The sequence below is a fragment of the Candidatus Profftia sp. (ex Adelges kitamiensis) genome, assembly GCF_020342455.1.
Taxonomy (GTDB): Bacteria; Pseudomonadota; Gammaproteobacteria; order Enterobacterales; family Enterobacteriaceae; genus Profftia.
The window spans coordinates 1061922-1077167 of record NZ_CP080506.1 but is presented as its reverse complement, the minus strand read 5'-3'; the positions used below and the strand labels follow the sequence as shown (position 1 = coordinate 1077167).

The following is a 15246-nucleotide window of genomic DNA, read 5'->3' as shown; positions in this document are numbered from 1 at the left end:
TTGTAGAATAATATTTAGGCTATTATTGTAAGTTATGGAATTAAGATTACATCTTAATTGGCTAATAAAGAAGTAATAGCTTGGTATTCTAACTTTTAGATCGTTGTTTTAATTAAATTATGTTACAATATACCATGTATATATATATAATGAATTGTTATTATAAGTTATTTAATCTGACAGTAATTTTAATAAGAATTACTAATAATATTTATTATATAGTCATACCGTAACTTAAAAGTAACTAACTAGGCTTCATTTTTTTCTAAAATACTTCATATATCTTACTCTGATATTAATTTATATATTTTAGTTGCTATTATTTTAGCATAAAAACGAATCATAGATATGATATATAAAGTAATGTCCTACAGCATGATAAATTGAGGACAATATGCATTGTTGGGGTAAATTAATTGGAGTATTTATTAGTCTTATATCAGGCACTGGATTTTGGGGGGTGCTATTAGGGCTTATTATTGGAAATATGATTGATAAATCTCGTGATACGAGAAGTAGTAATTATTTCTCCACTCAGAGTTATAGTAAGAGTCAAAGACAAGCTGTATTTTTTAATACTACGTTTCAAATTATGGGGCATCTTACTAAGTCTAAAGGAAGAGTTACCGAAGCTGACATCCATGTTGCTAGTAAATTAATGGAGCACATGCATCTTCATGGTTCTGCACGAATATCCGCGCAACAGGCTTTTCGCGAAGGTAAACAAACAGATTTTATGTTACGGGAAAAACTAAGAGAATTGCGCAGTATATGTTTTGATAGTACAGAACTGATTCGCATGTTTTTAGAAATTCAATTACAGGCAGCTTTTGCTGACGGTCTATTACATCCTAATGAACGATCTATTCTGTATGTAATAGCGGAAGAACTTGGTTTTTCACATATTCAATTTAATCAGTTTATAAGCATGATGGAAGGGGGTCGTCAGTTTAATACCGGCCAACAAAAGGAAGGATATACTAGAAATTCGTACCAAAATATTCCTACATTGGAAGATGCTTTAAAAGTTTTAGGTTTAAAATATAGTGATAATACTACAACTATTAAAAGAGCATATCGTAAGTTAATGCGTGAACATCATCCAGATAAGCTAGTAGCAAAAGGTTTACCACCGGAAATGATGGAGATGGCGAAGAAAAAAGCTCAAGATATTCAAGCTGCTTATGATTTTATAAAGAAAGAAAAAGGATTTAAGTAAAACTATTTTGCAATATTATTTTTATTTTTTACTTAATTTAGGTTAGTAAAGGATACTATAAAGATGCTATATAAATGGTTAATATATATGTTATAATATAACAAATAATATTAAATACTATTATACTTAATATCCGTAGTATTTTAAATACTAATAAAATTATTTTATATAATTTAATATTATTATATTGGTAGTTTAATTTTTCTTTTACAATGAATGGCACTAAAAAGATATTTGCTCTATCGGGGGGTACTTATAAGCTAAAATATAGTAATTACTATATAAAAACATTTTACTGTAAGATAATACAATAATTAAATAAACATTTAGCATATATCCATTACAGTTAATAAAAGATAATAAAATCTAATTTTTTCTATTAAAATTTTAATATATCATTACTAATATCGTATCAAACATAATGATCATAGTACTTTGATTTTATAGCAGATAATAAATTTTGATTTGCGGTGATTTAATTAATAGTTTGATCAAGAACTATATATATTTATATATAGACTTAAGTACACTAGGATATGTGTACAAAATTATATTTTAGTTTTTAATCTAAAAAGACATTATATAGATTATTAATCTGTATATGTTATATAATTTTAAAGAATTAGATTTAATAAATCTATTTATCTTAATCATATTATCAAGAATAAATAATTTTTAATTTAAAATATTAATAGAATAAATTTTAAAAGATATAAGATTAATTTTATATTATGAAGTTTATATAAGATAATTATCTTATATATTAGTTTTTATAAATGATTGTATAGTATTTGTATTTATATTAATAATATAAACTAAATAGTTAATATTTATATACAATGACTTAAGTATTATATTTAAAATTACTAATTATTCTTATAATATTTTAGGAATAAATTATTATTATTCATTATGATATTATTTTTTATAATAAAATATTTATTTTAAATAAATATAAATTAAGCGAATAAAAACTTAGTAATAGTCTCTAAAACTATGCTAATATCATATATTTTGCTTGATATTCTTTATAATATATAATTTATTGATTACTAAAGTATTAAAATACTACTTTTACACTATTAAAAATATACAATAATTATTGTACAACATATTATTAAGTTTTATTTATAAATATTATGAAATTTTACCGTATTTGTATTTAAATAGATCATTTTAGATTATTGTAATTAACTATATTAAATATTTAATATAGTTATTATTACAATAATACTACATATATTAGTAAGGTAATAATTTAATATTATTCACTACTAATACATAGATGAGTAATAATTTTATTATTAAGACTTATTAAAATTAATTTTTATTTTTTTAAAAATTATTTAATAAATTAGTTATATAAGTGTAGTGTTGCATATGATCTTATATCAGTAAGTTTGTGTGTTATAGTTTTATTAATAACTATTAATAATAATTTAGTACTATTATACTAATGAATTTAATATATTAAATAATAAAATTATGTTTAGTTTGTATAAATTAAATATTATATTATTAGGCAGTTGTACTTATAGATATAACTAATTTAAGAAATATTGCGCATATATTAATTTTGTATTTTATTAAAAAATAAGTAACAAGTTACTTGTTATTTTTTAATTGTTATTAAAGTATATAAGTTTAACTTATTAGTTATTAATACGATATTGACACAATAGAGCATCTATTGTAGGTATACGACCAAGAAATTTTTTTAAAAGATTTCTGGGATCATCAGACCCTCCTTTTGATAGAATAGTATCTAAAAATATACGACCAGTATTTATATTAAAAATTCCTTCTTTTTTAAAGCGTAAAAAAGCATCAGCAGATAGTTGTTCTGACCACAAATAACCATAGTAACATGCTGCATAATCACCAGAGAATATATGACTAAAAGTGTGCGTAACTCTTTCCCATTTTGGTGATGGGATAAGAGTAAATACTTCCTTAACTTCTTTAATAATATCAAAGACACAAGAGCTATTTGTAGGATTAAATGCAGCATGTAGAAGAAAATCAAGCATTCCAAATTCTACCTGGCGTAGAATAGATAGAGCTATTTGATAGTATTTAGCAGATAAAATTTTATTAATAATTTTGTGTGGCAGTGGTTTATTTGTCTGGTAATGACTTGAAATTATTTTTAATACCTCTGGTTCCCAACACCAGTTTTCCATAAATTGACTTGGAAATTCAACTACATCCCATGGTATCCCATTAATACCAGATATATTAGCTATCTCAATAGTTGTCATTGTATGGTGCAATACATGTCCAAATTCATGAAATAGTATAATTACTTCGTTGTGAGTAAGAAGTGCAGGTTTTTCACCTATTGGTTTATTAAAGTTACACGTTAAATAAGCAACTGGTTTTTGCAGACTACCATCTGCTCGACGCACACGCCCAACGCAGTTATCCATCCATGCACCGCTACATTTATTTTCACGCGTATATAAATCAAGATAAAAGCTACCACGTAATTCTTTTGTTTCGTCATAAAGCTCAAAAAAACGAACATTATTATTCCATACATCTACATCATAACGTTCTTTAGTAAAGATACCATATACTCGTTTAATTAACTTAAATAATCCGTTTAATACGCTTTTTTCAGGAAAATAAGATCGTATTTCTTCATCATTGATTGAGTATAGATATTTTTTTTGTTTTTCACTATAATAAATAATATCCCATGGTTCTAATTTCGTTATATTATAATATTTTTTTGTAAATTTAAGTAGTTCAGATAATTCTTGGATTCCCTGATGGCGTGATTTTTTACCTAGATACTTAAGGAACGATAGTACTTGTTGTGTATTTTTAGCCATTTTTGTGACTAATGATTTATTGGCATAAGACTTAAAGCGTAAAAGGTGTGCTAATTCATGGCGCAATTGCAAAATTTCTATTATAATATTACTATTATCCCATTGACCAGCAGTGGGACCCTCGTTGGATGCACGTGTGTTAAAAGCCCTATATATATCATAACGTATTTCGCGATTATCAGCATAAGTCATTATTGTCATATAACTATGAGTATGTAATGTTAAAAGCCAACCTTTTTTTTCTTGAGAATCTGCTATTTTTTTAGCTTCATCCTTATATCTTGTAGGTAAACCTAATAGTTCTTTTTGATTAATAATGAGCTTACTCCATCCATTAGTAGCATCCAAAACATTATTACTAAATTCCATATTAAGTTTAGATAATCGGGATATAATTTCACCATAACGATTTTGTTTGTTTTTAGATAGATTAATGCCAGATAACCTAAAGTCCCGCAATAAAATTTCTATAGATTTTTTTTGTGGTTTAGTTAGTCTTATAAAGAATTTACTTGCTTTAAATGTAATATATGCTTGATATAATTCCTTATGTTGACCCAACCAAGTATTGTATTCAGATATTAAATATAGACATTTTTTATAAGCTATACGCATTTCTAAGCTATTTTGTACAGAATGCAGATGGCTAATAGGAGAAAAAATACGATTTAAAAATTCATTTGTTTCAGATATTGGTTGACATAGATTATTCCAATTAAATGGTGTACATTGTTTAAGTACATACTCAACTTCTGTGCGACATATAGTTAATGCATGCTTTATTGTTGGAACAATATCTTCAGGTTTTATTTTAGAAAATGGTGGTAGTTTGAATGGTTTTAATAATATATTACTCATAAGGAAATATCCTAATATAGTAGTTTTTATTATAAAAAAATACAAGTAGTCTTAGGGTATAATTTATAGTATTAAGTTACACTATTTCTTTTATTATCTTAACTCTTAGGTTATATAACGATAGTAATTATATTGATTTATAATGGTAATATATAATTTTTAGGATCAAAAATATCAAAATGATTACTAAAAATGATTAAAGTTAATATATTTTACTTACTTATGATTGCATAATTCTAATGACAATAATACAAGAGTTATTGATTAATAACACTCATTTAAATGATATGTAGCAATAATGTTAAAAACAATTATATACATATAAAAACATTAACTCAGTTATTATAATATTTAGCCATATCTAACTTAAACAAATAAATAGATTAGTTATTTATAAAATACTATATAGCATAGTAGACTTTAATTATTTAACAAAAGTATTATAAGGTATAGTTATAATAATTATTATATAATCATTATTAATCTTTTGCGGGGTAAGAAGATATAATTAAATAATTATTTTATATTTATCATTATTTTTCTATGTAGTTTATTTTTACTATAAAATAGTATATTAAAATTCTTTTTTATATTATATATAAATATATTTATAATATATTATTTTTATAATAAATAATATATTTTATATAGAAAGAATAATATTCTTTGTTTATATTAATGCATTATAAGAAAACAGTTTATTAGTTCAATCTGTTTGTATCTTTTTCTTACTATACTATTATATATAGTGCTTTAATTATACAGAGTAACGACAGTTGTATGTCATTTTTTTTACATTTCAATATAAATTTACTATATATTGTATTCATATTAGGAATATTATATATCTAATTTAGTATTTGTGATATAAATAAAGACACTCTTTAAATGACAGGATTAAGATCCTACATCTTATAATAATATTAATATATATTAATTAATTTTTAATAATTTATATTATAACTAAAATATTTTTTAAAATCTTAGAATATTGATAATAGGTTTTTATTAAAGTTAATATACTCTATATTAGAATATAAAAATTTTATTTCTAATTTATTTTTAATACTTACTATTATTAATACGTTATTATTTACACTAATAAGTGTATAAGTAGAAAGAATAATATTATTTATTTATATACTTATTTTATCTTTAGAAGAATAATAAATTAAATTTATTATTTGATTCTTTTTCTATTTTTATATGAAAATTTATAAAAATAGTTTAATTAAGTAATTAATAGTTGATTTTTTAACAACATCGTATCTTTCTCTGTAAAAGAATATTTACAATATTATATTTTTAGTGACATAATAAATTATGTATTAATCATCACTGTTTTAATAAAAAATACTTTATATATAAAATATAAGCTAATAATATTTTATATAAAAATAATTAATCCATATAAACTATCTATAATTTAAAACAATATTTTTTATCTTTATTATTAATAATAAAGATAAAAAATATTGTTTAACTATCAAAGTTATCTTAAATATTTTATTCAAATAAATATAAACTATCTTCTTATATAAGGCAATTTATCATTATTCTGGTTTTAAAAATTCTAAAATATTATAATTTTTATAAGTATTTTAGTCCTATTAACTTGATATCCTTCTATTATAATAAATAGTAATCCCTACATGTATTAATTTTTAAATAGTCTTGTTTATATTAATTTTATGTTTAATAATATTAATATAATAAGTAATATTAAAAATTTTTGATAAATTCATTTCTTATATTTTATAATCTTACTTATTAGTAAGTTATTTATTAGTTTTTAGTTATGCAATATATATTGGATGTTAATACTATAAATTTTTTCTTTCATATCAGAGTAAACAAATATTGTTAATATAGTAGTATATACATTACTTAATGTAAATTAAATTCATTAATACTTAGTAAGTTATAAATTTATTGTATAAAAATATATACATATTTATTATGTTATTTTGTAGTCTAATCATCAATTATTAATCAATTTAGATCTATATTTTAAGTGCCTCAAGTTAAGTATTTTATAATTTTATATATCATTGATTACTAAATTATACAATAATAGTTTTAATATTATTTTTAAATTGTTATATATAAATATTGTTAGATAATTTTATATATTAAACTTTTTTATCAAAATTAATATTAAAGTTTTTTTTCGTTATTTTTTTTAATAAAAAATAATTTAAATAATATTTAATGCCATTAAAAAAATAACCTTGATTAAAATTATGTTTAGCACAATATCTATTGTAGTATGCATTACTAGGGGTGAGTAAATCTTCTTTTCTCCATGGAGAGTTATTTTTTGCATTAATAAAAGGTGCTGATATTTTATATTGTGCCCATGAATGCCATGGTTTTGTCGGTCCAATATAATGAATAAAAATTGTATTACTTGTAATTGGATTGCTAAAATTATCCTTTAACTTATCGTTAATGCTTAGTTGAGTATTATATTTACTATTTATATATTTTACTTTATTTAATAGAATAAGATTTAGTACATCTTGATCCATACATGTAAGTTTCTTAATAAAAGAATGATCCTCCAACATAGATACTGCTTTTTTTGTAACAGATTCTTTATACCATGCATTAGTATCTATTAGTAAAAATCCAGAATTAAAATATCCATCAGATAAAGATTGACATGATAGACTATTTGCTATAAATTTCCACCATTTTATATCTCTTTCTAATACTGCAGATACTATTTTGTCTTCAAAATCTATTGTAGATAATTCGCTAATATCACCCTGGCAAATGATATCAGCATCTAGATAAAGTACACGTGAAGCTTTATCGATAAAATAATCCCCAATAATAAAACGTAAATACATTGCATAAGACCAATTTTGAGTAGTTAAAAATGTCTTAATTTTTTCGCACTTCACGAAATGAATAGATATGTTTATATTAAATTGATTTGATAAATCAGCAATTTTTGCTTTTTCATCTTGTGTGAGGGAATCAATAAAAATATGGTAAAAAATATTATTACTTTTATTATGTATTGCTATAGATGCTATAGAAACACCGCATCCAAATAAAAAATTTTTATCTATTCCGTAGGCGATATGAAGGGGATTATATTTAATGTTATTTTTTGCATAAAAATTTATATCAGAGATAATAATATCTTTTGTATTAAAGTATTTATAGCTCATATTTTTTCTCAATTAAGTAAAATAAGAAGTATGATAATTTAGTCTATTTGATTCAACTAAATATTATTCGTTATTAACGTTAATAATTTAGGTTATAATTATTTTATCATTTAATAACTTTATACATTTTTTAATAAAAGTAAATTATAATAGATTGTTGTATCTATATGTAACACGTATATTATTTTATTAATAATTAAATAAAATATAGTATATTATAAAAATATTTTTATTATATTCATAATATACTATATTTTAAGATTAAAAATCTTATGTTACTTATTTATTTTCATGATAAACAAATAATTTAATTTTAATAAAAAGACTAAAATTGATCTCGATAAAATGATACGTTATTAAATAACTAATATTTATTAATTGCTATCAATGTAATAGTATTTCATTACTGTATAAATTAATATAAAATTAGGACAAGGATATTACTATAACAAAAATCCTCAATAAAGATAATATACAATAAATTTTAAATCAATAAATACCATGCCAACTTTTTTAATTTCTCTTAAATTACTAAGATCACTTTAAAATAATATCTATAGAAGTACAATATTAAAATAATTACTTAATTTTAATATGATAATTAATAAATTTTGATAAATATATATACATTATGTATACAAAATGAGCCCTAAAAGAATATAAATATTCTTTATTTAATATATTTACACTCTATATTTTTTATTTAGCATAATGATAAATAGTAAAAATTTTATATTTTAATACTATATTATTACATAATCAGATTGTAAAATCATATGACTATAACAAAGAAATTATTATCAATCTTTGACTGTACAAACAAATAAATATAATCAGTTATTAATATAAATACTAAAATTAGATAATATAATTAATTTTTATTATATAAAATAACTAACACCACATTCTAAGTAAAGATAAAGTAAAAACTTTATGAGCATATTAATAATAAGTAGAAAATAAGGCATAACTAACTCTTATCTCATGCAGCAAGAGTTCTCTATAAAATTAATATTTTTATCGCTTAATACGATATTATTCTACAATAGAATAATTTATTACTATTTTGATAACTTGTTATCATTATAAAAAAACTTAAATCATAAAAATTTTTAATAACCGTACTAACATAGTATATATTATTAATATGATAAATCCTTTAATAAAGTTAATAATATTAATACTAATATAAAAAATTTAAATACAAAATTATTAATATTGATAACAAAACTAAATCCTCTAATTTTTCTAAATTATTCTAGAATATATATATATTAATGTAATTATTTATTTTTAATATAAAAAATTACTAAATATTTATTTATTAACTTAATATATTTTATGTAATATTTTAAATCAATAATATATTTAATTTTAGTAATGATCTATTTAATTTAAAACATTCTTAATCTATAATATTAAAGAAAACTTGTTATTTATCAAGATTATTATAGTAAAAGCATAGAATTTTACTAAATTTAAAATTTAAAATCTCAAATTAATTATATTATTAATATAATATTGGTGATTTACTACTGACTAAATATAGTATTACAATATATAGTATCTTAATTTTTATAAAAAATATTTTATGGTGCAAAACCATTTATAATAATTTTTTATATTATTTTTAATAATTTATTTTAATCTTTTACTACCACATCAATAGATTAGGAGTCATACATGAGGTATTAGAGTGGCTGTATCATAAACATCACCTTCAATAATTTTTAGTATTTTTTCGGGTAAATTACATAAATTATTTTTTTTAGAAAAATCTCTTGCATTAGATACCCAAGTATCACGTAGATCCTGATCCATTAAGGAGTTATATAACACATGATTAAAAGTTTTTTGATTATACGGATCTTTAATAATAACGCCGCAGCATGCTTGATTAATATAGTGTGCGTAACCACATACACTTGTAGCAATTACTGGTAATCCTGCAACAATAGCTTCTAAAATAACAATACCAGCAGCTTCTTGATAGGCTGGATGAAGCAAAATATCAGCTGCAGTCATTAATTCAGATATATCTTCACGACCTGCAAATAAATGAATATTAGATCCAACCCCTAATATATTTGCTAGTACTTGATAGCGCTTAGGATTGTCTTGTCCAACAATAAATAATACGGATTTATAACGAATTTCATCCGGTAATGCAGCAAAGGCTATAATTGTACGATCAACCCCTTTGCGTGCAAAATCAGATCCTACTTGTAGTATTAAGTTTTGTTTTATACCAATGCTATTTTTTTTTCGATAAATATTACGTGCATTTAGAATTTGCTGACTATGATGCCTATCAGGTAGTATACTTGGTGGTACTAAATAGAATCGATTTGATTCTGTTTGATAATGCTTTTTAAAATCATATATTTGTTTATCAGTTAGCATAAATAACTGTGTTTTTGCGCCAACCTTAAAGATAGACTTTTCAAAATTCAAGTAATGTTTATATCTTCGAGTTAAGCGATATAAAAAATTTTTTTGACATTTTACTTTTTCCGCATAACAAACATCACCTGCATAATAAAAATCTAATCCAGGTATTTTATTAAAGCCAAAAACACGATCTACTGGATATTGTTGAAGGTGTGATTGAACCCAAGTATAATATTCATAATTTCGTGAGTGATTAGTATATGATTTAATAGGTACTTCTACCTTTTCAAGAATTAATGGACATGGTCCCTTCCAAGATTGAGTATAAACTCTCACGTTATGTCCATTAGTTGCAAACATTTTAGCGATACGCATAAAATCTCGTTGCAATCCACCAAAAGGAAAATATTTATAAATGCAAAAAGCAATTATCATAACTTACTTATATTCCTTAATTAATTTATTTAAGTTTTTTATTTAAAATACCATTTATATTTCTAATTTATTATTATATCATATATAGTAAAAATTTTAGTATTGATAGTAATTGAATATTGATTTGATAATGATCTTAAGAAAATTGTCTGATAGTATATATAGGTAATATAATACGTCTTATTATATGTTATATGAATAACAAATTATTTAATGTAATAGTTTTTATTAGGATTACTATTATCTAGTATATATTTAGTCTTTAAAAACCTAAGTTAATTATATAAATCATAGGATTAAAATTAGAAATAGTTTTTATAAATTCAAGAATATTATAGTGTATAATTTAATTTACTTTATATTTAGTGATTTAAACGTAAAAATATCATTAGGGATTTAGTTGTTTTATAAATATTAATATTTTTTTACTTAAATTTTTTTATATTAGCATTAAGATTATTAACTTTTATTAAAGTATTTATCATATTAATGATATATGTTGTGTTAATACTCTTATTAAAAATTTTTATGATGTAAGTTATTTTGATAATGTAACAAATTATCAAAATAGTAATAAATTATTCTATTGTAGAATCATATCTTATTAAGTAAGAAAAATATTCATTTTATACGGTACTATTGCTATATAAGATAAGATTTTATTAGAACTGATTTTCTACTTAATTATTAATAAGTTTATGAAATTTTTATTTAGTCTTTACTTAAAATGTAGGGTTAGTCATTAGATAATCAAAATATATTATATTATCTAATATTAGTATTTATATTTATAACTTGGATTATATGTATTTGTCTATACAGTAAAAGATTAATTATAATTTCCTAGCTATATTTGTATAACTTTTACGATCTAATTATTTAATTATATAAGTATTTAAAATATAAAATTTTTACTATTGATTATCATGCTATATAAAAAATATAGATTATCAATATATTCAATAAGAATATTTATATTATTTTGGAACTTATTTCTATATATAATGTAAATAGAATTATCGAATAACACAATTATAATAAATATTAGTTATTTACTGCAATATCATTTTATCTAGATCAATATTGATTTTTTATTAAAATTAGATTATTAATCTATCATTAAAGTATATCAGTAGTATAAAAATTTTTAATTTTAATACTTAATTTTTTTAAAATACAGTAGATAAAGTCAAATGTATTTAATTATATATTTGCATGTTATACATAAGTGCTACTTAATATTTTATTAAGTATTTTATTTAATTAAATATTCTAATTTTATGACTATAATTTTTATATATATTACCCTTTATACTTTTTTAGTAAAATATTAATATATTATTTTATTACTTATTAAGAATAATTACATCCCTATAAACAATACCCTAATAATAATTCGTAATACAACCCTTTATATTTTATGATTACCATTTAGGTACCCACTTATAAAAGTATGTTCATAGTCTTAAATATGAATAAACTAAGACCCAATAGTATATTTATTATTTTAGAAGTGTATCAGTAAAATTTATTTATTGATTAATAAATATTTAAAATAGTAGTATATAGTAAACTACTTGGATCATATTATATGAAATATTAATATTTAATTTTTATTTAATTAATTCAGGTATTAATATGTTAATTTATATATAATAAACCTATAAATTGATATAAATAACTTGATAAGTCTAAATATAATTATTTACTAAAAATATAATAAATAGTACACATATATAGCTATAGTATATATTTTCACTGTATTTCATTTGTGATAGAATATTTTATGACTTTAATATTTTATGGTGGTATTTGAAATACCAATAACTTATCTTTAGATATTTTATAATATTATCATTCTCTTTTTGCATTTATTTAAATAAGTAAATATTACTTCATATCTTAGATGTAAAATATATATTTTTTATATATTATATCTTTAATACAATAATCTAATCTAAAAGGACTTTTTGTATGAAAAGAATCACACTGAAAGTATTATTAAATATAAATAAAAGAATATTTAATAATTTTATTGATAGTAATTTAAGACTAATATCTTTATCTAAATTAAATTCTGATCATCATTCCTCTCTTATTTATTATTAATTGATATATCATATAAACAAAATATCTTTATGCTGCAGCTTGTTTACACTATAGTATTTTATCTTATCCAGCCATTTATTTTAATTAGATTATGGATACGCGGTAATAAGGTACCTGCTTACAGAAAACGCTGGGCAGAAAGATATGGATTTTGCTCAAATAAAATTATTTCAGGTGGAATTGTATTACATTCTGTTTCGGTGGGAGAAACATTTACCGCCATACCTCTAATAAAAGCATTACGAGATATTTATCCAATACTGTCAATTACTATTACAACTATGACTCCGACAGGTTCTGATCTTGTTCGATCTATATTGAATAAAGAGGTATATAATTTTTATTTACCATATGATTTACCTGGTTCTATTAACCGTTTTTTAGATCGAGTAAAACCGACGTTAGTAATTATTATGGAAACAGAAATTTGGCCTAATTTTATTACATTACTTCACAAGCGTAAAATTCCTATAGTAATTGTCAATGCTCGTTTATCAGTAAGTTCTGCTAAGGGTTATGCTAAATGTGGTAGTTTTATAAGAGATATCTTAAGTTATATTACTTTAATTATGGCTCAGAATAAAGAAGATGGTGATCGATTTATTGCTTTAGGTTTAAAAAAATCACAGTTAGCTATTACGGGTAATTTAAAATGTGATATTTCTTTACCCAAACAGTTAGCTGAAAAAATTGTTATGCTACGTCGCAAATGGGCACTACAATGTCCAGTTTGGATTGCAGCTAGCACACACAAAGGTGAAGAAGAAGTTTTAATTAAAGCTCATAAGAAGTTAATTGATAATTTTCCTAATTTGTTATTCATTTTAGTTCCTCGTCATCCTGAACGTTGTGTTGATGTAATTAAATTAATAAAACAAGAGGGTCTCTCCTACATTACACGTTCATCAGGTAATATACCATCTAATAAAATACAGGTAGTCATTGGAGACACTATTGGTGAATTAATGTTATTTTATGGTATTTCTGATATTGCCTTTGTAGGAGGCAGTCTAGTGAATTTAGGAGGTCATAATCCATTGGAGCCTGCTGCTCATCATATACCTATATTGATGGGTCCATGTACTATCAATTTTAAAGATATATGTGCAAAATTAAAGAAAGCACATGGTTTAATTACAGTAAGAGATATTAATTCTTTAGTAAAGGAAATTACTATGCTTCTCCTTTATGAGGAAAATAGAAATAATTATGGTCGCTATGCCTTCGAAGTACTCCATCAGAATAAGGGTGCATTAAAAAAAATTTTACATTTACTTGAGTGTAATATTAGAAAGATACAATGAGACTAAGAATATGGGAAAAAGAGCAATATACCCCGGTACTTTTGATCCTATAACTAATGGTCATCTAGATTTAGTAACTCGTTCAGCTAGTATATTTGAAGAAGTAATTTTGGCTATTGCAGCTAGTCCTAGTAAAAACAATATGTTTAGTCTGGAAGAAAGAGTGTCTTTAGCAGTAGATGTAACTAATAATTTACCTAATGTTAAAGTTTTAGGTTTTAGTAATTTGATCGCGCATTTTGCTCAACAAAAAAATGCTCATATTTTAATAAGAGGATTAAGAGCAGCTTATGATTTTGAATATGAAATGCAGTTAGCTAATATGAATCAATCTTTAATGCCTAAACTTGAAAGTATTTTTATGATGCCATCTAAAGAATGTTCATTTATTTCATCATCTTTAGTTAAAGAAGTTGCTATCCATGGTGGTGATATATCACAGTTTGTGCCTGATAAGATTGCGCATGCGTTAAGTATGCTAAAATTAAATTAGTTACATTAAATAATATAAATAGCATATAATTCTATGATTAACAGAAACTATAATTTTTATATTATGGTTTAGATACTTGATTTATTGATCTAATTTTTAGTATATATTTTACATATACTTGGTTATATAAAGTTATTTTAAATAGATAAAATTCATTATATAATTATATTTGTATGACTTTTACAAAGTTAGAAATAATATAGATTTATTGATTATTACTTTTAATATACCTTGAAAGGTATTATATATATTCTAATATTTATATTGCATTTAAGTATAATATTAAAATTATTATTATAAATAGTGTTTATTTAGTGTTTTTATTAAAAAATTACATAAAACATTCAATAAAATTAAATTATCTAGATAATATCTTTATTGATCTAAATTTTTAATTAACAGTTATTTAAGAATATTA

6 protein-coding genes are annotated in these 15246 nt (G+C 21.9%); 3 read left to right on the top strand and 3 right to left on the bottom strand.

All coding sequences use genetic code 11. The features are described from left to right. Positions 1 to 394 precede the first annotated feature (394 nt). Positions 395 to 1219 carry a co-chaperone DjlA gene (gene djlA / locus K0T98_RS02785; protein WP_225639332.1) on the top strand — a complete coding sequence of 275 codons (825 nt, stop codon included), beginning with the start codon at positions 395 to 397 and terminating at the stop codon, positions 1217 to 1219. A gap of 1652 nt (positions 1220 to 2871) precedes the next feature. Here the strand turns inward: djlA and prlC are convergent. The 3 genes from prlC to K0T98_RS02770 all read right to left on the bottom strand — a co-directional run bounded on the left by prlC (position 2872) and on the right by K0T98_RS02770 (position 10922). Then, positions 2872 to 4914, bottom strand: a complete 2043-nt coding sequence (gene prlC, locus K0T98_RS02780; protein ID WP_225639331.1) for an oligopeptidase A — start codon at positions 4912 to 4914, stop codon at positions 2872 to 2874. A 2132-nt stretch (positions 4915 to 7046) separates the two neighbouring features. Further along, positions 7047 to 8096 carry a glycosyltransferase gene (locus K0T98_RS02775; RefSeq protein ID WP_225639330.1) on the bottom strand — a complete coding sequence of 350 codons (1050 nt, stop codon included), beginning with the start codon at positions 8094 to 8096 and terminating at the stop codon, positions 7047 to 7049. 1677 nt (positions 8097 to 9773) lie between these two features. Then, positions 9774 to 10922, bottom strand: a complete 1149-nt coding sequence (locus tag K0T98_RS02770) for a glycosyltransferase family 4 protein (RefSeq protein WP_225639329.1) — start codon at positions 10920 to 10922, stop codon at positions 9774 to 9776. A gap of 2138 nt (positions 10923 to 13060) precedes the next feature. Between K0T98_RS02770 and waaA the strand changes: the two genes are divergently transcribed. Together waaA and coaD are read left to right on the top strand one after the other, a co-directional pair. Beyond that, on the top strand, positions 13061 to 14335 hold the full coding sequence (gene waaA, locus K0T98_RS02765; RefSeq protein WP_225639328.1) for a lipid IV(A) 3-deoxy-D-manno-octulosonic acid transferase: 1275 nt from the start codon (positions 13061 to 13063) through the stop codon (positions 14333 to 14335). A gap of 10 nt (positions 14336 to 14345) precedes the next feature. Then, positions 14346 to 14828, top strand: coding sequence for a pantetheine-phosphate adenylyltransferase (gene coaD / locus K0T98_RS02760; protein WP_225639327.1), 483 nt, complete (start codon positions 14346 to 14348; stop codon positions 14826 to 14828). Positions 14829 to 15246: the final 418 nt, after the last annotated feature.